This is a genomic window from Oleispirillum naphthae, assembly GCA_027864655.1.
GTDB lineage: Bacteria > Pseudomonadota > Alphaproteobacteria > Rhodospirillales > Rhodospirillaceae > Oleispirillum > Oleispirillum naphthae.
Genome location: JAQAZG010000004.1, coordinates 139642 through 158924 on the forward strand (window position 1 = coordinate 139642; position 19283 = coordinate 158924).

A 19283-nucleotide genomic window follows, 5' to 3' on the forward strand; every position below is an offset into this window, starting at 1 on the left:
GACACGAAAGATAGAGATACGGAACTGTCGCGGGCCTTCGACGATGTCGGGACGGGAGTATTCGGCTTTGCCTGCATCCGCGCGTGACGACCGCCTCGTCGTCGTCACGGCGGGCGAGGCGGACCGCCTGAGGGCGTTCGAGAACGACGGCCTGCTCCCCGCCAACCGGCGCTGGCTGGCCGCCTGCCTGCGGGCCTATGGCCTCAGCGCGGCGCTCTGGCGGCAGGACGGCGCGGTGACGCCCTTCCTCAAGGTCGGCCGGGCGTGGGTCTGCCTGCCGTTCACCCACTATGCCGAGGTCGATGCCGCTGGCGCGTCGGCTGCGGCGGACGGGCTGCGGCGGTGCCGGCCGGACGCGCCGGTGGAGCTGCGCACGGCGGAGCCGCCGCCGGACGCCGCCGCCGAGGCCGAGTACGACCGCTTCGTCCTCGATTGCTCCGCCGATGCCTGGGCGAACCTCTCCAGCCGCCACCGTGGCAAGATCCGCAAAGCGGAGCGCGATGGACTGCGCTTTTCCGTAGGGCCTTCCGAACTGGACGATTTCTACCGCCTCTACGCGCGGGCGATGCGCGACCTGGGGACGCCGCCGCATGCGCGGCGCTTCTTCGCCGAGTTGGCGGAGGCCCTGGGCGAGGGGATGACGGTGGCGACGGTGCGGGCGGGGGGGACCGTGGTGGCGGCGGCGGCGGCGACGGTGCGGGCGGGGGAAATGGTCAACGAGTGGGCCGCCCAGGCCGCCGCGCACGATGCCCCCTATCCCATGGATTTCCTCTATTGGCGGCTTTACGAACTGGCGGGCGAGCGGGGGTTGCACGGCCTGGACCTGGGGCGGGCGCTGCGCGGCGGCAGCCTGCACCGCTATAAAAATACTTGGCATGCGCGCGTCAGCCCCCTCTACTACCGCAGGGTCGGTTTTTCCGGCACCAGCCGCGAAAGCCGGGAGGGGCAGGGGGCACGCATGGTTTCGGCGATCTGGAAGCGCCTGCCGGTTTCGCTCAGCAACCGGCTGGGCGGCCTGGTCCGCCGGTCGATCGCCTGATTCTGGGGGATAACGCATGTGCGGCATTGCGGGACTGATCTCGAACATTCCCCCCGGCCCCCCGGATGAGGCGATGGTCCGCCGCATGTGCGGCCTGATGGCGCACCGCGGGCCGAACGACGAATCGGTGCATTGCACGGGGTCCGCCGTGCTCGGCATGCGCCGTCTGTCGGTCATCGACCTCGCCACCGGGCGCCAGCCGATGTTCTCCCCCGACGGCAGAGTCGCGGTGGTGATGAACGGCGAGATCTACAACTACCGCGAGCTCCGTGCGCACTATGCGGCCAAGGGCTATCCCTTCCGAAGCCAGAGCGACACCGAGGTGCTGGTCCCCCTCTACCTCGAACACGGCGACGACTTCGTCCGCCATCTCAACGGGATGTTCGCCATCGCCCTCTACGATGCCGGGGCGGACCGGCTGCTGCTGGCGCGCGACCGGATGGGGGTGAAACCCCTGTTCCTCCGCCGGGAAGGCGGGAGGGTGCTGTTCTCTTCCGAACTCGCCGCGCTGCTGCCGGTGCTCGCAACCGTACCGGAGACCGACGCGGAGGCGCTGGACGTCTACTTCTCCCTCGGCTATTTCCCCGCCCCCCTCACCCCGTATGCGGGGGTGGAGCGGGTGCCGCCGGGCACCCTGGTCCGCATCGAGAAGGGCGAGGTCTCGTCGGAACGCTTCTGGTCGATGGCGTTCCGACCCGAGGCGATTTCCTTCGACGACGCGGTGGAGCGCCTCGTCCACGCCCTGCGCGCCTCGGTCGAGCGCCAGATGGTCAGCGACGTGCCGGTCGGCCTGTTCATGGGCGGCGGCCTGGACAGCGCGGCGGTGGCCTGGCTGGCGGCGCATGCGGCGGGCGGCCGGTTGAACGGCTTCACCGTCGGCTTCGACGAGGCCGCCTTCGACGAGACCCCGGCGGCGCGGCGCATCGCCGAGGTCTGCGGCATCGGCCTCACCGAATGCCGTCTCGACAACGCGCTGCTGGCGGAAATGCTGCCGCGGCGCATCGCGGCGCTCTCCGAGCCCTTCGTCTCGTGGACGAACTGTTCGATCCAGCTTCTCGCCGAGACCGCGCACGGGCGGGCCACCGTGGTTCTCACCGGCGCGGGCGGCGACGAGCTGTTCGGCGGCTATCCGACCCTCACCGCGCACAAGGCCCTCGCCACCGGGCTGCTGCCCCGCTGGGGGCTGGAGGCGGCGCGCCGCCTGTTCCCGCGCCTGCCCCTGTTCAAGGGGCGCACCGATCTCGATTTCGTCCTGCGGGCGACGACCGCGGCGATGCACCACCCGCCGGAACTGCGCTATGTGCTGTTCAAGCAACTGCTGACGCCGCAGGCGAAGGCGTCCGTCTATCGCCCCGGCTTCGCCGCGCAGCTTGCGGGGAACGCGACGGCGCGCGTGGTCGAGACCATGCTCGACGAAATCGCCGGTCACCGCGACGTCATCGACCGCCTGCTGTTCCTGGATTCCCGCATGTTCCTCGGCGGCTGCGTTTTGCACTCCTTCGACCACGCCACCATGGCGGCCTCGATCGAGGCGCGGGTGCCGATCCTCGACAATGAGATGATCGACCTGGCGCTGACCATTCCGCATGCCTACAAACACCGCCTGACCACCACCAAGCGGATTTTGCGCGCCGCCCTGTCGCGGGTGCTGCCCCCCGAGATCGTCAACCTGCCGAAGCTCGGCTTCTCCCTGCCGGTCGCCGACTGGATGCGCACCGGGCCGACCCGCGACCTGATGGACGAGATTTTCCTCGGCGAAGCGGCGCGGCGCGACCCCCTGCTCGACCCTGACGCGGTGGCGGCGCTGTACCGCGCCCATCTCGCCGGGTTCGACAATCACCGCGTGCTCGAAATGCTGGCCGGGTACTATCTGTGGCGGCGGACGCCGACAAAGGAGAAGCACCGATGATCGGACGAATTGCCGCGGGGGTCTGCGCCGGGCTTCTTTTCTTCTTCGCCGCCCTGGTGATAGTCACCCCCAACGCCGTGCCCACCGGCCGCATCGCCGAGGTCGCCGTGGATGCCGCCGACATCCGCCCCGAGATCGGCCACGCCTTCGCCTTCCGCGTGCCGCGGTGGCTGCCCGAGGACAGCCGCAGCAGGTCGAGCCTTGCCCTGTTCGAGGACGGCAAGCCCCTCATCCCGCATGCGCTGCACGATTCCATCCGCACCGCGGGCAAGGGGCTTTATTCCCATTGGGGACGGCAGGTCTATTTCTCCGCCTTCGACAACAGCGACCCGCGCAGCAACGGGCGCTCGTACCGCTATCGCGTGGCCGAGGCGCTCTCCCCTCTGTGGGGGGTGGGGGCTCTGCTGCTCGGCCTTTTGCTGCTCGTTCGTCTGCGCTGTGGCGCGTTCGCCGTGATGGCGGGCGCGGGCGCGGGCGGTTTGGCCGCCTGTTTCCTTCTTCCGGCGGAGACTATGGCCACCCTGGTCAACGGCGGGATCATGGCGGCCCTTCTCGCGATATGGCCCGTGGTCTGCTGGAGCCTCGGCAGCAACGGCGCGCGGCGCGATTGGATTCGCGGCGGCGCGCTGTCTCTGGTGCCGATGCTGGTGGCGCTCGGCTATTCCGGTTTTGCCTCCATCGCCGGTATCGTGTGGCCTAGATTTCTGACGATCGGCCAGCTGCCGGCCGGTTTCACCGTCGTTTCGTTTCTTGCGTTCTGTGCGGCCGCGCGGGATTTCGCTCCGGTTTCCCGCATCATGCGGAGGGTTCCGGCGGCGTCCCCGGCGGTTTTGACCGCGTGCCTGGCCGTCGTCGCCATCGCCCCACGTCTCAGCCTTCTGGTTCTCAACTGGGATGCCTCCCCGGTCTGGGACGCCCAGGGCTACGACCTGATCACCCACGCCTTCGCGCAGACCCTGAGCATCCCGCACGACATCGATTCCATGCCCGGCATGATCGTCGTCAACGGCCTCATCTATGCGGCGTTCGGCCACTATTGGGGCATAGCACGGGTTTTCAACCTGTTGCTCAACCTGGCAACCGGCGTTCTCTTCGCGCACGCGGCGCGGATAGGCACCGGGTCGCGCACGGCGGGCCTGTTGACCTTCCTGGTCTTCGGCGTCAGCGTCGAGGTGTTCCGCCTCGATCACCTTCTGCTGACCGAGACCCTGTTCCAGTTCTTCATCGCCGCGTTGCTGTGGTGCCTGGTGGCCTATGTCGTCTGGCGGAAACCCCTGTTCGCGGCGATGGGCGGGGCTGCCGCCGCGGGGGTGATTCTGACGCGCCTGCAGGGCGCCGGACTGGTTGCCGGCGCGGTTGCGGTCCTCATCCTGCTCGTTCCGGGTGCGATGCGGCGGCGGGTCGGAGTTGCCGCGCTGCTGCTGGCGACGATGCTGCTCCTGATCCTGCCGTGGGGCGCCTGGAATGCGGCCGAGCGCGGCCGGTTTTCGTTCGGCAGTGGGCAGGAAAGCTCCGCCTTCTGGATTCACAATCATCCCGATGCGCCCCATGGGCTGGTCTTCGGGGCCCAGATGAGCGGCATTTGGGCGAAAGAGGTCCACCGCGGCGAGGGAAGGCCGACGGCGGAGCGGGTCGCCCAGCTGAATCGCAACGCCTGGGATTTTTATCGCCACAATCCGATGGTGTTTCTGGAGCGGGCGCTGGACCGCCAGTTCAGCCTTCTCTCCCTGATTCCGGATGCCTTCTTCGTCTCGCCCGTCGGCTGGAAACCCGCGGCGATGTCCGAGTTCCGCTCCGTGCGGTACTGGGCTGTCCGCCTCGACAAGATCGTTTTTCTCCTGTTGATGGCCGCGGCGCTGGTGCTCCGGCGGGATAAGACCTCCCTGGTCTCGTTGCTCCTGTTCGCGGGATACGCGGCACCGATCTCCCTCTATTCCGTGCCCGATCAGCGCATCCGCTGGCCGGTCTATATGCTGATGGCGTTGCCCTATGTCATTTACGCCGCGGGCGCGGCAAGGTCTCTAGCCCTGCCGGAGGGCCGGATGCCGCCGTCGTTTTCCGCAAGGCGGATTCTCATCGGCGCGGCGCTGGCCGCCGCAGTCTGGATGGCGCTGCACTTGGCATGGGGCCGACATCAGCAGTTCCCCGCCCTTTCGCTGCAAGGGGCGATTCCGGCTTCTTCCGCATCCGGTGAGCCGATTCCGCCGGATGGGAACGCGTTCCTCGGTTTGCCGTCGTCGCAGTGGATGGGAAGGCGGATGTTTCTCTCCGGCCGGGTGTCGCCGTATTTTCGCAGGTTCGAAGGGTATCCGTTCGGCAATCCTTACGATGCGTCGCCGTTCCTGATCGATGCTCGCCACAAGTTCTATCTGTTCAACGGCTCGGAGGAGACGAACCGGGAAGTCAAAGGCTCTCAGATTCTGATGTCGTTTGACGGTTGCGCGGCCGAAGAAGGGGTTCGGGAGACCGAGTTCCTTTCGGTCGCGGCGCGCGTCGAGGGATGGGCGCTGCGCCTGGACGACGGGCGTCTTGCGAATCTCTGGCTGCGTTGCATCCGCGCCGAGAAGAAGCGCTGATCCATGCTGTTCCAGTCGCCGCAGTTTCTGTTTCTTTTCGTCGCCACCCTGGGGGCCTATGCGGCGATGCGCGGCGACCAGGGGCGTCTGGTCGCCCTTACTCTGGCATCGCTGCTGTTCTATGCCTATGCCGGCTGGCGCGACGTGATTCTCCTCGCCGTGCTATTGGTGGCCAACCACCAGCTGTCGCGGGTGACCGAGCGCCTGGCCGGAACGCGACGCGGGCTGTATGCCCTGTGGGCGGCCGTCCTGTTCAACCTGGCGCCGCTGATCTTCTACAAGTACCTCTACTTCCTGATGCAGATCGCCGCCCCTGCCTGGGGCGCGGAACTGGGGGTCGAGCGGTATGAAATTCCGCTCGGCTCGTCGTTCTACACCTTCCTGCTGATCGCCTATCACATCGACATCCACCACGGTCTGGTGAAGCGGGAGCGGCAATTCGTCCGCATGGTGCTGTTTTCCACCTTCTTCGCCCATGTCGCCGGGCCGATCATGCGCGCCCGCGAACTGCTGCCGCAGTTCGACCACCTGCGGCCGCTGGACTATGCGGGCCTGCGCGCCGGGAGCGTGTTCATTCTGCTCGGCCTGCTCAAGAAGGTGGTGGTGGCCGACCAGGTTGCGCCGCTGGTCGATGCGCTGTTCGGCCGCAGCCAGACCGAGGCGCTGTCATTCTTTTCCGCCTGGGGCGCGGGCCTGGGCTTCGGGTTGCAGATCTATTCCGATTTCTCCGGCTATTCCGACATCGCCCTGGGGCTTGGGCTGTGCTTCGGCATCCGCCTGCGCCGCAACTTCGAGTACCCCTATCTGGCGCGCGATCCCTCCGATTTCTGGCGGCGCTGGCACATCACCCTGAGCGAATGGTTCCGCGACTACGTGTACATCCCGCTCGGCGGCAACCGCAACGGCGGGGCCGCCACCCTGTTCAACCTCGCGGCCACCATGGTGCTGTGCGGCCTGTGGCACGGCGCTTCGTGGACCTTCATCGTCTGGGGCGGCATCCATGCGGCGCTGCTGGCGTTCTATCACCTGTGCCGCCGTCCCTTGCAGGCGCTTGCGCCGTTGCCCGCGGTGCTGACCTTCCTGGTGGCGATGATCGCCTGGGTGTTCTTCCGCGCCGGCAGCCTGGCCGAGGCCGGCTCGATCGCCGGCTCCATGCTGGCGCCGGATGCCCTGGGCTCCGCCGCGGAGGGTTGGCGGTGCCTGGGGCTGGCCCTGCTGCTGCCCGGCCTGCAGTACGTCGAGCGCCTGGCGATGAGCGACGAATCCGCATTGCGCGCCGCATGGCGCGGGCTTCCCGCCTGGATCAAGGGCGGGGCCGCCGCCGCCGTGGCGGTGCTGATCGTCCTGCACATCCATTCCCAGGCGGTTTACATCTATTTCCGTTTCTAGCGAGAGAGACAGGATGCGATATCGGCGGGCAGCGGCATGGTGGGCATTGGCCTGGTTGGCGGCGATCGAGCTTTCCGTCCGCTTCCTCTTCGGGCAGATCGCCGATACCGGCCAGTTGGCCCACCTGCGCGAGAAGATCGCCAACCTCGAAGCCTTGAAGGACAGGCCCGCCGTCGTCTTCGCCGGGAACTCGGCGGCGCGGGAGAATGTCGATCCCTGGGCCTTCGCCGCGGCGGGCGGGGGCGACGCCTACAACCTCGGCATGTCCGACGGCACCTTCTACGCCATGGATAAACTGCTCGAACGCTACCGCGGCGCGCAGTTCGCCGATGTCCGCGCCGTCTATTTCCTGATCAATCCGCCGGATGTGAAGATCCGCCATCTGGTCGAGATCAAGGATGCGCAGTTCATGACCCTGCGCGAGCGGCTGTCGATCGGCATGTTCTCCGCAGAGACGCTGCTGAGCGAAATCTCGCGCCTCTATGCCTACCGCGAGGAAATCTATTACCAGATCAAGCTTCTGGCGCTGCGCAAGAAGATCACCGAGACGGGCTTCAGCGTCGCCGACGACGCCCGCGGCTTCAGCCCCCGCGACCCCGACAAGGGCGGCAGCGCCGCGGTGATGAAAAGCGAGATTCACCGGGTGATGTCCGGCTATGCCTTGCCCGGCTACCAGGCGGCGGCGCTGCTGCGCACCACCGCCCGCCTGCAAGCGGAGGGGCTGCGGGCGGTTTGGGTATTGCCGCCGCTGCCGTCCGCCGTGCGTGGGGAACTGGCGGGCGGACTGGCCGCCGAGGAGCGGCAGTTCGAGACCTGGCTGACGGCGCAGGCGGCACGGCTGAAGGTGCCGGTGATCGATGCCCGCGCCGTTGCCGCGGACGACTGCTTCTACGACTTCCTGCACCTCAAGGCCGAGGGTGCGCGCCGCTTCGGCGCTTGGCTCGCCCGCCCGGCGCCGGACGCCCGGCTGACCTGCGGCCTCAACCCTTGAGCGGCGGGGCGGCGGGCCGGGGAGGGTGACGCCGCTTCACCAGGGCGGTGCTGCTCAGGTGCTGATTGTACTGCATGTCCATGTACATGGCGGCGAGCCCGGTGATGAAGGCGTTGATGGTGAGGAACATCGCCACCAGCAGGTTGGTCGAGAGCAAAACGCCCGAGGTGAGCGCGTACCACAGCAGGCGGGCGGTGACCGGAATATCGATCAGCAGCAGCAGGAAGGCGAAGGCGTAGCACAGCACCAGGGGATGGAAGTCCCGGATCACGTACTTCTCGCCCATGCGCCGCCAGAACATCTTGAACAGCAGCCAGGGGATGGTGAACATCACCTTGCGGATCTTCAGGCGGGAAACCTCGCCGACGTTGTAGACGGGCTCGATCGGCACGTCGCGCACCCGGAAGTTCTCGATGTTGAGGCGCACCAGAAGGTCGTTCGGCTGGCCGTAGCGCTTGTACATCGCGTCCCAGTCGATGGTGGCGAGCGCATCCTCGTTGATCACCGTGTAACCGGACTGGCTGTCCGAGATGCACCAATAGCCGGAGCTCACCTTGGTCATCAGCGAAAGCCCGGCGTTGCCGAGGTAGCGGATTTTCGGAATCTTCTTCCAGGCGTGCCCGGTGAACAGGCGGTTTCCCTTGGAATAGTCGCAAAGATCTTCGACCACCGGGTCGAGAAGCGCGGGCAGATCCTCGGGGGCCATCTGGCCGTCGCCGGCCATCACCGCAGCGCAGTTGACGCCGTTGTCGCGGCACCACTTGTAGCCGGTGGCGATGGCGGCGCCGACGCCCTGGTTGGTCTCGTGGCGCAACAGGACGACGCGTTCGTCTCCGGCGGCGTGCTCCTCGACGATGGCGGCGGTGCGGTCGCGGCTGCGGTCATCGACGACGACGATGCGATCGACGTAATCGGGCATGGTGAGGAGCACCTTGGAAATCTGCGTTTCCTCGTTGTAGGACGGCACCACCACGGCCACGCTCATGCCTCGGTACATCTGGGTCTCCTATCGGTTCCGCGAAATCAGGACGGCAAGCTCGAAGGACAGGAACTCCCCGAGCGGGGACTTGCGCGCGGCGTTCAGGCGCCAGGCGCGGCGCAGCACGAGGTCGATGCCGAAGACGGCCTCTATCCTCGCCTCGGGGAAACCCGCCAGGGACTCCCGGATGGAGTCGAGGTCGAAGTAATATCCGACCGGCAGACGGCGGCGCACGCGGCGCAAGGCGCTGCGGAAATTCGGCACCACCAGCAGCATGCGGCCGTCCGGGGCGATGCGGTCGAGGTGCGCGCGCCAGAAGGCGGCGCGCTCCTCCGGTGCGATGTAGTGATAGACCTCGCAGGAATTGACCAGGTCGTATTCGCCGGGGAAAAGCGTGCCCAGGTCGAGCACGTTGCCGTTCCTGACCTCGGCGTAAAGGCCGCTTTCCGCCGCCAGTTCCGCCAGTTCCGGGGTGAAATCCACGCCGTCCATCCGTGCCACCGGCAACCGTTCGCGGATGTGGCGGCCGAGGAAGCCATTGCCGCAGCCGCAATCGAGGATGCGCAAGGGATGCGGCAACAGGGGCGGCAGCACCCGGCGCAGCAGGTGATCGTAGAGCTTGAGGCGCATCGCAATGCCGGTGCGGGTATGCCCGTTGGCGGCGAAGGAGGTGGCGTGTTCCCGCGCGAAGCGGCCGAAGCGTTCGAGGAACGTCTGTTCAAGAGAGCTCATCGCTGCCGATCTTTCTTTGCACTTCGACCCAGCCCCGCATCGTCCCGCACGCCGCCCGCTTCTGCAACCAGGGGAGCAGCGACTGCAACATTCTTCGATAGTTTTTTCCGGTGTTGCGCATGAACAGCCGCGTGTAGCGGGTCAGCCGGGCGACCTCGGGAAAATCGCCGAGTTCGTAGGGGTGGAAATAATAGACCGCGGTCTTGCCGCGGCGCAGGGAGCGGGCCAGAGCGATGCGCGACCACCAGACGCCGAATACCCGCGTCGCCACCCCGGTCCCGGCGGGGAGGCGCAGGCCGGGGAATACGGGGATGGGAATCTCCCACAAGGGGCCCGCGCCCGGCACGAAGGGATTGGCCGGATCGATCCGGTAGGGGGCGTACTGGGCGGGGACGGAGACGCCGAACTTGCCCTGCAGCTTGCGGCCGAAGCAAGCCGAGGAATCGTAGAGGAAGCCCTCTTCCGCCAGCATCGCGATCTCGCGCGGCCCGTACACCAGGTTGGGAAAGCGGAAGCCGACCACCGGCTGCCCGGCGACGTCCTCGATGATCCGTTTCGCACCGCGGATGGCGTTGCGCAGATCGGCGTCCGGCAGGGCCGTGCTATCGATGTGGTGCATGGCGTGGCATGCCAGTTCGTGGCCGCGCGCCGCCACCGCGCGCGCCGCCCCGGGATACCGCTGCGCCATCTCGCCGAGGATGAAGAACGTCGCCTTGAGTTCCAGTTCGTCGAACAGGTCGAGCACGTCGCCGACGAGATCGGGGAAGGCGCGGCGCGGCGGCATCGCGGCCTCCGCCGCGGCGACGCTCGGCCACAGCGAGGCGGGGCCGCCGGTCGCCCACCGGCAGTGGCACCACATGTCCATATCGACGGAGACGAAGCCCTGGCTGGCGTTCACGAGTTCCCCTTCCTGCGAGATCGCGCGACGAACAGATACAGCACGGCGGTGACCCCCTGGGCGAGCACGGTGCGCAACAGCAGCAGCAGGTGCGTCACCGTCGCCGCCAGCATCGCCTGATCCACCGGCACGCCCACCAGGACCAGGCCGCCCACCCAGCCGGCCTGGTGCGTTCCGGTGCGGATGAACCCCTGCACCGGCAGCAGGGCCGCGACCCACCACGCCATGTATACGACAAGCACCTGAGCGAAGGAAAGGTCGAGTCCGGTGGCATGGGCAAGGATGAAGGTTTCCCCCATCTGCACCGCCCAGAACAGCAGGCTGGCCAGCGCCGCGACGGCCAGATCTGCCGCCGGCAGGGCTGCGGCGTCGGCGAACGCGCGTGCCAGAGAGGCCAGGCCGCAGGCGATCCTGCTCCGGTTTCCGCCTTCCAGGCGCAGCGCGAGGCGGGTGCCCCAGGCCTGGCCGCGCCCCAGCACCAGGCCCCACAGCGCCGCCAGGGCGATGGCGCCGAGCGCGAGGACCAGCCGCACCCCGCCGTTGAGGATCGCCTCGCCGCCGATCGGCAGCAGGCTCAGCCCGGTGAGGAGCGCCAGAACCACCGTGGCGTCGATGGCGCGGGTCAGCAGGTACGAGGTTCCGGCCAGGGAGAGGCGCGTGCCGCCCATTCTCTTCCAGGCCCAGATGCGTGCGCCTTCGCCCAGGCCGAAGGGCAGGACGAAGGTGGCCAGACCGGCGATGTTCTCGATCAGCCAGCCCTTCAGCCAGCCGATCTTCACCTGCGGCAGGAAGCGGCGGAAGCGCACCGAGCCCAGGTACTGCTGCGCCTGCAGGGCGATCACCAGCAGAAACAACGCCCGGAGGTCGAGGTGCCGCACGTCGGCGGCGAGCTCGCCGAGATCGACGAACGCAAGAACCGCGCCGACCGAGGCCAGCGTCACCAGTGCGGCAAGGATCCAGAGGCTAGGCCGGGTCACGATGCGCCACCAGGAGGAAGGCATGGGGAAGCAGGTGCGCCGCGGTGCGGCTTCGCGCAAGGCCGCGCCGCCAGCCCGGCCGCGCCGCGAGGAAGCGGGACAACCGGGGGAACGGCGTGACGAACGCGGGCTCCAGGCGGATCGACCAGCCCGCGCGGCGGCGGACGATGCGTTCGATCTCGGCAAGGTCGTAGCGGCGGATCAGGCGGTCGCGTTCGCGCAGGGGCTGGAAGCGGCGGCGCATCACCACCGCGAGGACCAGGCTGAGGCGATAGAGCAGGCTGCGGCGGTTCAGAATCTCCGCGACCAGCATGCCTCCCGGCGCGACCAGATCCATCGCGCCGTCGAGCGCCGGTTCGATGTCGTCGATCAGCGCCAGGACGCCCATCGTCGTAACCACGCGGAAGCTGCCGGGCGCGAAGGGCAGGTTGCCGATGTCGGCGCAGACGTAGCTCGACCGCGGCGGGTGGAAGCGGTGCCGCGCGAGGAGAAGCAGGCTCTCCGCCAGGTCGATGTTGACGAACCCGTCGGCCCGCTCCGCAAAGCGGCGGGCCATCTGACAGGTGGCGCAACCGATGTCGGCCCAAAGGCCGCCTTCGGGAATCTCTGCCGTCGCCTCCGCCACCAGGTCGAGAAGAATTTCGGCGGTCACCGCCTCGCGCGCGTTCAGGCGGGCTTCGTCGAGGGCGTCCGCCGCGGCGTCCTGCGCCATGCCGTTGAAGGTGGACTTCCAGAAACGGGAGATCGCGGTCTCGCGGGGGCGCATCTCAGCCCTCCCGCGCATCGAGGTCGTAGCCGTAGACGGCGGCGGCCTCGCCGCAGACTTGGCGCAGCCGCGCCAGCAGCGCCGGGTCCCAGTTCCGCCAGGGCGGCAGGCCGCCGCCGTGGCTGGCGTTTTTCGGCTGGCGCGCCATGCCGGCGTGGATTTCCGGCCGCCAGATCAGGCCGAGGGCCTCGACCATGGCCTCCAGGCCGCTCGATTGCGCGTCGAAGATGTCCTCGAAGCGCAGCAGCCGCCAGCGCGGATCGGCGGCGCGGGCGCGGTCGAGGAAGGCGTTGGTCTTGACCCAGGCATAGGCGTACTGCTCTTCCGGCGGGCGATCCCGCCAGGCGGGCGCCTCGCCGAAATACTCCGGTTTCAGCGACCAGAAGGGCAGGCGGTCCGCCATCAGCTTCTTGAGGCCGGAGGAAGAGCCGAAGTTCAACTGCGAACGGATGAAGTCGAAGGGATGCCGCACCACGTGGAACGGCGTCGTCCCTGGGGCGGTCCCGGCCAGCAGGTTGGCGAAGCCGTAGAGATAGTTGTTCGATTCCAGATAGATCGGCGTGGCGATGCGGCGCAGGCGGCGTCCCCGCGCCAAGCGGAAGGCGAGGCGCAGCGCATTCTCGCCCAAATGGCCGGAGACGTGGGCGTTGGACAGCGGGCGGAAAAGCCGGTACGGCGCGGGCTGGTGCAGGGCCGTCACCCGATCCGGGAAGGCCTGGGAAAAGAACCACGCCAGGAATTCCGTGGCGGTGCGCCCGGTCGAGACCACATAGGCAACCCGCAGCAGATGCCGTTCATCGACCATGAAGAACCCGCCGTTTGACGAACTTGGCGGCATTGGCCGCAAGATTGAAGGTTTTGTACCACAGCCACAGCGTCCGATCATTCACCCAGTTGTCGGTGTGGGCGAGCAGGGCGATGCGGGGGTGCCGCCCGGAGGCGATGACCCGGATCAGGTCGCCGGTGGTTTCCACCCGCGGCGGCGGCAGGGCGGCGACCACGTCGCGGACGTTGAAGGCGCCGTTGTCCCACAGCATGCCGCTGTCGGAAAAATAGAGCATGTCGGCGTAGTCGATGCTGAGGTAGGGCTCGGCCACCAGACCGAACTCCTCCAGACGCCAGTGCTTCCAGAAATCGCGGTTGTCGTGCCGCGACAGGGGCCGCCCGTGCATGCACGCGGTGGTTATCGGCGCGATGCGGCGCAGGGTGGACAGGCCGTCCTCGAACAGCGCGCGGGCGCGGATGGGGTCGCCGTCCGCGTCGGACATCACCTCGTAGTGGTAGCCGATCTCGTGGCCCGCCGCGCCGACCGCGCCGACCTCCGCCGCGCCGCACAGGCCGGGTTTGACCCGGAAATAGAAGGTCGAGGAAAAGCCGAACCCGGCATCCACCCGCGCCATGGCGACGGCGTTTTTCGGGTTGGCGTCCACATCGTGGCGCAGGATGCAGAAGCGCGGCGGCAGTTGCCCGGCGTCGCGCAGGCGGATGTAGTCGCGCACGCTCAGCCCGGCCATGCCGGCGGCGGCGATGGCGGCCATCAGTTTCTCGTATTCGTCGCGGGTGAAGTCGCGCCGCCACATGACGTGTTGCTTCCGTTTTCCCATGTCCGCCATTCGGAGCATCGGCTCCGGCGGATTGTAGTTCAATCCGTCTGCTCGCGCACGGTTCCGCCCGTTTCTCAGCCCTGCCGAAGCAGGGCGGGAGAGACCATCCGCAACAGTTCCCGCCCGGTCGGGGCGGGGATGCGCCGCGCCGTCACCAGGTCGATCGCCTTGAGGAACGGCGCCTGGTCGAGCACGTGGCAGGGGTCGGCGTACCAGGTGAGGACGCCGGGCAGGTTCCGCTCCAGCATCGTCTCGACGGTCTCGGCGAACAGCGTGTGGTACTCCTCCCCCAGGGCGTACCGTACGCGGTCGGTGAGGTAGGTCCAGGAGTCCAGGATGGTCTCCGGGCAGCGCACCGAACCGAAGCAGGGGAACTCGACGAGGCCGTGCGCCAGGTAGGCCGGTCCCCTCGCCAGCCCCACCGAGGGGATGGTGGTGGAACAATAGCCGTAGCCCAGTTCCGCCGCGGTGCGGTGCATCAGATCGACCTGCGCGGGCTTCTGGAAACAGCCGAAATGGGGGGCGCGGAAGCCCAACGGCGCGGCGCCGGTGACGGCGCGGACGATGCCGTCCCCCTTGCGGATGTCGGCGATCACGGCGTCTTCGCTCATCGCATCGTAGAAGGTGATTCCGGCCCAGCGGTCGTCCTGCCATTCGGCATGAGGCAGGGCGCCGTGGTTGATGAACTCCGCCCCGGCGCGGGCGAGGCGCGCATAGGTGTCGGCCGCCCGTTGCAGTTCCGCCCCCGGCACCGCATAGGTGGCGCCGATGCCGCGCGCCGACAGCATGCGGTGCAGCTCTTCCACCGCGTCGGCGTCCCATCGGGTGTCGCAGTCGAAAGAGAGGAACAGGTGGAGCCGGTCGATGCCGGCGGCGCGGGCGGCGCGGGCGTAGGCGTCCAGGTGGCCGGTGGAGACGCGGGCGTTGCCGCCGCGCAGGCGGGAAACGATGCGGTGAAGCAGAGGAGCAAGGCTCATGCCCGTGCCTTTTCCGCAGTGATCCACAGGCTCCAGCCGAGGCGCCGCGCCAGGGCCTTGCGCCAGGAGAGCGGCAGCCGCCGGCCGAGGCGCGGCCACCAGGTGTCGAGCGCTTCGGGCACGTCGGTGCCGAGAACCCTGATCTCGGGATGGGCGAACATCGGAATCAGCTCCCGCAGGACTTCGGCCTGGGTGACCGGCCAGGTGTGGGGGTTGCCTTCCTCGCGTGCGCCGTCGCTATAGCGGCTGGCCAGGCCCAGGTTGTCGAGGAAGCGGCTTTCCATGTTGATCAGCCCTTCCTGATAGCGGACGAAATAGCGGAAGAGCAGGGAATCGCGATTGTAGAGCATCAGGCCGATGCGGCCGCCCGGCCGCAGCACGCGATGCATTTCCTCCACGGCCTTGCGGATTCCCGGGGTATGGTGGATCACCCCCCAGGAATAGACGAAATCGAAGCTTTCCGCAGCGAAGGGAAGGGATTCCGCGTCCACCTCGCGGATGTCGCCCTCCAGGCCGAATGCCTGGAAGCGCCGGGAGGTTTGCGCCGCCGCCACCGGGTTGAGGTCGATCGCGGTGATCTTTGCCCCCTGCGCCGCCCAGTTGCTCGCCATGCAGCCCATGCCGCAGCCGACCTCCAGCACCGGTTTGCCGCGGTAGCGCGCATAGTCGAAGATGCGCCCGAACTTGCCGGTGGCGTCGTGCAGGGGGTCGTTCCAGCGATAGAACACCGCGTCGGCCAGTTCGAAGAAGCGGCGGGAACCCAGTTCCACCCGTTCCATGCTGCCGTCGGGCAGGCGGTATTCCACCTCGCCGTGGGTTTCGGCATAGGTCATCGGCGCTTTGGCCCACCACTCGCGGATTGCCGCCTTGATTTCGGGTTCGTCGCCGTGGCGCATGGCGTTTCTCCCTTAGGACCGGCCGCGCAGGGCGTCGCGCAGGGCCCATGCGGCGGCGAGCGGGATCACCAGGAGGGACAGCCCCAGTTCGGTCGCCCGCGTCGCGGCAAGGATGCGCCGCCAACGCAGGGCTCTGCGGTTTTCCGGGGAAAGCGGCATCGTCCGCCGCCGTCCGTTGAGAATACGGATCGGGCAGGCGGTCCGCCGCCGCAAACCGGCCTCCAGGCTGCCGCGCCCCAAGCCGAGGGCGTCGGGATAGACCAGGACGATTTCGGCGAAGCCGTGCAGGTCCGCGGCCGACAGGGCCTCCGGCTCGCGGCTTTCGACGCGGGCGGCGGGCATGCTCGTCGGCGGGGCCGCGGCAAGCGCCACATCGACGAATATCGTCGCTGCGCCGTCTGCGGCGTCGGCCAGCGCCTCTTCGACCTGCGCCAGTTGATAGTCCAGGGAACGCGGATTGGCGGCGACGTCGCGGGCGGCGGCGATGAAGCTCCGCAGGGAATGGCCGGTCAGGCGGTCGGCGAGGCGGCCCAGGCGACCCGTCGCGGGGAAGCGCCCGGCGATGGAAAAGGCCGGGCGTGCGGCATAGGCGCAGACCAGAAACAAGGTGCGGCCGGGAATGGCGGGGGCTGGGGCGGTCGTCATGGCGCTGCGGTCGCCGGAGGTTCGTCGGCGGTCTTCGCGAAAAGGAACTCCGTGCAGGCTTCGCCGGTCTTGATGTTTTTCAGTTCGAGGCCGAGCCTTTCGCAAAACGCCACCACGTCCTTGTCGTAGACGAACTCCATCGGCCAGCCGCCGAGCCAGTCCCGGATGTCGGTGAACATGCTCATGCCGCGGTTCTTCTTGTATGCGATCATCTGCCGGATGGGGGTCATGATGTTCCACGGGCGGCAGGACATCTGGAAGCGATAGACGTACCACAGCTCCATGTAGCGGCGCACCAGCGGGCCGGAGGAGACGTACTTCTTCTTCACGTCCAGCCAGAACTGCGGCGGCGGGTCGATCTGCACGTCGGCGGAGTAGAGAGCGATGTAGAACAGCCCTCCCGGCTTCACCCGTCCCGCGGCGTTGCGGACGGCGCGCCAGACATCGCCGGTGTGGTGCAGCACCCCCCAGGAGTAGACGACGTCGAAGCGGGGCAGGCTGTCCATGTAGGCTTCGTCGAGCACCGAGCCCTGCTCCACCGACCAATTCTCGGGCCGGTTCGTCCGTTCCTGGATGTAGCGGGCGGCCTGTACCGACGTGGGGTCGTAATCGAAGCTTCTGACCGGATTGGCGCCGGACTGATGCGCCGCGATGGAGTGCAGGCCGCTGCCGCAGCCGATATCGAGGAAGCTGAGCCCCGCGAGGTCGTCGCGCCGCATGAACTCCAGGATGTGGCGCTTCGAAATGTCTATCTTCTCCTGGCTGAATTCCCTCCGGATGAAGTCCAGCCAGTTCTTTCCGAATTCGAAACGCAGATTTGGAGTTTCAGCCATTGTCCGTCCCGTCCGGCGTCAGGTCATCGGGCATTGATTTCGCTCGCGATGATATACAATGAAGACGGTCGGGATGGGAACCGCAAGTTTCCAGAAGGCGGCGGTAGATCTCCGCCACCTTCGCCTCGGTGATCGCAGGCGCCCACGCGGCGCGGGCGTGGGCGAAGGCGCGGCCGCCGAGCGCGGCGCGCGCCGCATCGTCCTCCAGAAGATGGCGCAGCGCGGCGAGGTATCCCTCCTCGGTCGGTTCCACCTTGAGGGCGAAGTCACCCTCCAGTTCCGGCACCGGCTCGCCGCTGCGGCGGTTGATCACCACCGGCAGGCCGGTGAGCAGGGCCTCCAGCACCGACTTGCTGATCTCCCAGTATTCGCTGTGCACGGCGAAGATGTCCTGCTCCGCCAGCAGGGCGCAAAGCGCGTCGTTGGCCACCGCGGGGAGGAAGCGCACGCGGTCGGCGACGGAAAGCTCCTCCGTCAGGGATTCCAGGTCGCCCCGGATCGGGCCGTCGCCGACGATGGTCAACGCGACGCCGGGCAGACGCGCCACCGCCCGGATGATCGGCGCAGGGTTCTTTTCGGCGAACAGGCGGCCGACATAGACGATGCGCGGCGGCGCATGCAGGGCGTAATCGGTTTTTTCCCGCAGGTGCAGGGTGTTGAGGACGTTGTAGCAGACCTCCACCCGCGGCGCGCCGATGCGGTGCAGGTAGGGCAGGATCGGGCGGTAGACCGGCATCGCCAGGTCGGCGTTCCGCAGCCCGGCTGCCTCGATATGCTCGTAGAAACGGTTGCGCCGCGCCTGCGCCGGGGTGGGGCCGGGGCCGACGAAGCGGCGCACCGGGTTGACGTCCGGATTGATGTGGAGGCTGACGACGTAGGGAATGCCGAGCTCGGCCTTGATCCGGCTGGCGAGGTAGGTGTTCCAGTCCGCGCCGTGGCAGCGGATGAGGTGGGGGGCGACGCGGCGGGCGATTTCGACGCCCGGCTTCGCCCATTTGCGCAACCGCCGTTCGGTGAGGAACTCGGGGCGGCGGCCGACCAGGGTGAGGTCGTCCGGGTGGTTGTGCAGAAACAGGCGGGCGGAGCCGACGGTCCTTTGCAGCAGGTCGAGCGGCGGGTGGTCATCGGTGGTGGTGAGGAGGTGCACCTCGTCGAACACCTCGCCCGGATTGTAGTATCCGGGCTGGTATTCGCCTTTCTCCAGGATGTCGGAGATGCGGTCCGGGATGATGACGAGAAGACGGAGCATTGTTCTACTTCACGGGTTTGCGGGCTGCCAGTTCGACCGATCGCCGGAACGGGTTGTAGAAATCCAGGTGTTTCAGCGGGTGGCGCAGCATGGCGGGAATTCTGGAAAGGGCGATCCGCCGCGAGTGCAGGGCGCCGAGTTCCAGCGCTTCGAAGCCGAGTTGCCGCAGCTTTGCCAGAACTTCCCAGTTGCTGCGATAGAAGATCGAGGTCTCGAAGTAGGAAGGGTCGCGCCCGAGCGAACGCAGATAGGCCGAAGCTTTGTTTCGGGGCAGCAGGAAGGCGGGCTTCCAGGGCACGTGGTAGTGCGCCTCGTCGCGCCAGGCCATGTAGTTCGGGCAGATGACGAAGACCAGGCCGCCCGGTTTCAGGAAGCGGGCGGCGGCGTCCATCACCGTATCCCAGTCGTCGATGTGCTCGATGACGTTCCAGAGAGTCACCGCGTCGAGGGATGCGGGGGCAAGATCGAGGGTGCGGGCGTCACCGCACAGATAGACCTTTTCCGGTTCGTCCTGGGGACGCAGTTGCCGCAGACGGTTGCGGGCGAAGTCCACCTCGAAGCGGGCGATTTCGATGCCAAAGGCATCGAACCCCGCCTCGCGCGCGGCCAGCACGCAACTGCCGAACCCGCTGCCGATATCGAGCACACGCGCCCCCGGCGGCAGGCGCGGCGCGATGACCTGCGTCGTGTATCCGGCGAAGGCGAGGCCGATATGGTTCTCCAGGTGGGCGCGGATCGCCTCCGGCGTGAAGGCCCCGGCATAGATCTGCGACAGATAGGCGGTCAGCGCGTCGCGGGTTTCGGGGGACAGTTCCGGTTGCAA

Annotated in this window: 18 protein-coding genes; 5 read left to right on the forward strand and 13 right to left on the reverse strand. The window is 67.7% G+C overall.

The features are described 5' to 3' along the window. The first annotated feature begins 67 nt into the window (after window positions 1-67). From O7R11_RS06445 to O7R11_RS06465, 5 genes are read left to right on the forward strand one after another with little or no spacing between them, the layout of a single operon-like run. On the forward strand, window positions 68-1039 hold the full coding sequence (locus O7R11_RS06445; RefSeq protein ID WP_337996678.1) for a GNAT family N-acetyltransferase: 972 nt from the start codon (window positions 68-70) through the stop codon (window positions 1037-1039). A 16-nt stretch (window positions 1040-1055) separates the two neighbouring features. After that, window positions 1056-2948 (forward strand): asparagine synthase (glutamine-hydrolyzing), encoded by a 1893-nt coding sequence (asnB, locus tag O7R11_RS06450; protein ID WP_337996679.1) that lies wholly within the window; start codon window positions 1056-1058, stop codon window positions 2946-2948. Beyond that, window positions 2912-5524 (forward strand): ArnT family glycosyltransferase, encoded by a 2613-nt coding sequence (locus tag O7R11_RS06455; RefSeq protein ID WP_337996680.1) that lies wholly within the window; start codon window positions 2912-2914, stop codon window positions 5522-5524. Before asnB ends, O7R11_RS06455 begins: the two co-directional genes overlap by 37 nt. 3 nt (window positions 5525-5527) lie before the next feature. After that, a complete protein-coding gene (locus O7R11_RS06460) occupies window positions 5528-6913 on the forward strand; it encodes an MBOAT family O-acyltransferase (RefSeq protein ID WP_337996681.1) in 1386 nt (461 codons plus the stop codon). A gap of 46 nt (window positions 6914-6959) precedes the next feature. Then, window positions 6960-7904, forward strand: a complete 945-nt coding sequence (locus tag O7R11_RS06465) for a hypothetical protein (RefSeq protein ID WP_337996682.1) — start codon at window positions 6960-6962, stop codon at window positions 7902-7904. Here the strand turns inward: O7R11_RS06465 and O7R11_RS06470 are convergent. The 13 genes from O7R11_RS06470 to O7R11_RS06530 form a co-directional block, all read right to left on the reverse strand. Continuing rightward, a complete protein-coding gene (locus tag O7R11_RS06470; RefSeq protein WP_337996683.1) occupies window positions 7894-8901 on the reverse strand; it encodes a glycosyltransferase family 2 protein in 1008 nt (335 codons plus the stop codon). The two genes, O7R11_RS06465 and O7R11_RS06470, sit on opposite strands and share 11 nt — an antisense overlap. 9 nt (window positions 8902-8910) lie before the next feature. Continuing rightward, the gene (locus O7R11_RS06475; RefSeq protein ID WP_337996684.1) at window positions 8911-9615 is read right to left on the reverse strand and encodes a class I SAM-dependent methyltransferase; all 705 of its coding nucleotides are present in this window, start codon (window positions 9613-9615) and stop codon (window positions 8911-8913) included. Beyond that, window positions 9602-10513, reverse strand: coding sequence for a polysaccharide deacetylase family protein (locus tag O7R11_RS06480; protein ID WP_337996685.1), 912 nt, complete (start codon window positions 10511-10513; stop codon window positions 9602-9604). Before O7R11_RS06480 ends, O7R11_RS06475 begins: the two co-directional genes overlap by 14 nt. Continuing rightward, window positions 10510-11490, reverse strand: coding sequence for a lysylphosphatidylglycerol synthase domain-containing protein (locus tag O7R11_RS06485; protein WP_337996686.1), 981 nt, complete (start codon window positions 11488-11490; stop codon window positions 10510-10512). Before O7R11_RS06485 ends, O7R11_RS06480 begins: the two co-directional genes overlap by 4 nt. After that, on the reverse strand, window positions 11477-12256 hold the full coding sequence (locus O7R11_RS06490; RefSeq protein ID WP_337996687.1) for a class I SAM-dependent methyltransferase: 780 nt from the start codon (window positions 12254-12256) through the stop codon (window positions 11477-11479). The genes O7R11_RS06485 and O7R11_RS06490 overlap by 14 nt, the downstream gene beginning before the upstream one ends. Before the next feature lies 1 nt (window position 12257). Further along, window positions 12258-13061: a hypothetical protein gene (locus tag O7R11_RS06495; protein ID WP_337996688.1), complete on the reverse strand. Its 804-nt coding sequence runs from the start codon at window positions 13059-13061 to the stop codon at window positions 12258-12260. Beyond that, window positions 13051-13836 (reverse strand): hypothetical protein, encoded by a 786-nt coding sequence (locus tag O7R11_RS06500; protein ID WP_337996689.1) that lies wholly within the window; start codon window positions 13834-13836, stop codon window positions 13051-13053. The genes O7R11_RS06495 and O7R11_RS06500 overlap by 11 nt, the downstream gene beginning before the upstream one ends. Window positions 13837-13934: 98 nt before the next feature. Next, window positions 13935-14837, reverse strand: coding sequence for a polysaccharide deacetylase family protein (locus O7R11_RS06505; RefSeq protein ID WP_337996690.1), 903 nt, complete (start codon window positions 14835-14837; stop codon window positions 13935-13937). Continuing rightward, a complete protein-coding gene (locus O7R11_RS06510) occupies window positions 14834-15733 on the reverse strand; it encodes a class I SAM-dependent methyltransferase (protein ID WP_337996691.1) in 900 nt (299 codons plus the stop codon). The genes O7R11_RS06505 and O7R11_RS06510 overlap by 4 nt, the downstream gene beginning before the upstream one ends. 12 nt (window positions 15734-15745) lie before the next feature. Next, on the reverse strand, window positions 15746-16378 hold the full coding sequence (locus tag O7R11_RS06515; protein ID WP_337996692.1) for a hypothetical protein: 633 nt from the start codon (window positions 16376-16378) through the stop codon (window positions 15746-15748). Then, window positions 16375-17211 (reverse strand): class I SAM-dependent methyltransferase, encoded by an 837-nt coding sequence (locus tag O7R11_RS06520; RefSeq protein WP_337996693.1) that lies wholly within the window; start codon window positions 17209-17211, stop codon window positions 16375-16377. The genes O7R11_RS06515 and O7R11_RS06520 overlap by 4 nt, the downstream gene beginning before the upstream one ends. Beyond that, a complete protein-coding gene (locus tag O7R11_RS06525; protein ID WP_337996694.1) occupies window positions 17204-18460 on the reverse strand; it encodes a glycosyltransferase in 1257 nt (418 codons plus the stop codon). The genes O7R11_RS06520 and O7R11_RS06525 overlap by 8 nt, the downstream gene beginning before the upstream one ends. A gap of 4 nt (window positions 18461-18464) precedes the next feature. Beyond that, window positions 18465-19283, reverse strand: coding sequence for a class I SAM-dependent methyltransferase (locus O7R11_RS06530; RefSeq protein ID WP_337996695.1), 819 nt, complete (start codon window positions 19281-19283; stop codon window positions 18465-18467).

Excerpts from the sequence above, each read along its gene's own strand:
- asnB (WP_337996679.1), top strand. The coding sequence starts at position 1,056 with ATGTGCGGCATTGCGGGACTGATCTCGAACATTCCCCCCGGCCCCCCG.
- O7R11_RS06460 (WP_337996681.1), top strand. The coding sequence starts at position 5,528 with ATGCTGTTCCAGTCGCCGCAGTTTCTGTTTCTTTTCGTCGCCACCCTG.
- O7R11_RS06470 (WP_337996683.1), bottom strand. The coding sequence starts at position 8,901 with ATGTACCGAGGCATGAGCGTGGCCGTGGTGGTGCCGTCCTACAACGAG.
- O7R11_RS06475 (WP_337996684.1), bottom strand. The coding sequence starts at position 9,615 with ATGAGCTCTCTTGAACAGACGTTCCTCGAACGCTTCGGCCGCTTCGCG.
- O7R11_RS06490 (WP_337996687.1), bottom strand. The coding sequence starts at position 12,256 with ATGCGCCCCCGCGAGACCGCGATCTCCCGTTTCTGGAAGTCCACCTTC.
- O7R11_RS06495 (WP_337996688.1), bottom strand. The coding sequence starts at position 13,061 with ATGGTCGATGAACGGCATCTGCTGCGGGTTGCCTATGTGGTCTCGACC.
- O7R11_RS06500 (WP_337996689.1), bottom strand. The coding sequence starts at position 13,836 with ATGTGGCGGCGCGACTTCACCCGCGACGAATACGAGAAACTGATGGCC.
- O7R11_RS06505 (WP_337996690.1), bottom strand. The coding sequence starts at position 14,837 with ATGAGCCTTGCTCCTCTGCTTCACCGCATCGTTTCCCGCCTGCGCGGC.
- O7R11_RS06510 (WP_337996691.1), bottom strand. The coding sequence starts at position 15,733 with ATGCGCCACGGCGACGAACCCGAAATCAAGGCGGCAATCCGCGAGTGG.
- O7R11_RS06515 (WP_337996692.1), bottom strand. The coding sequence starts at position 16,378 with ATGACGACCGCCCCAGCCCCCGCCATTCCCGGCCGCACCTTGTTTCTG.
- O7R11_RS06520 (WP_337996693.1), bottom strand. The coding sequence starts at position 17,211 with ATGGCTGAAACTCCAAATCTGCGTTTCGAATTCGGAAAGAACTGGCTG.
- O7R11_RS06525 (WP_337996694.1), bottom strand. The coding sequence starts at position 18,460 with ATGCTCCGTCTTCTCGTCATCATCCCGGACCGCATCTCCGACATCCTG.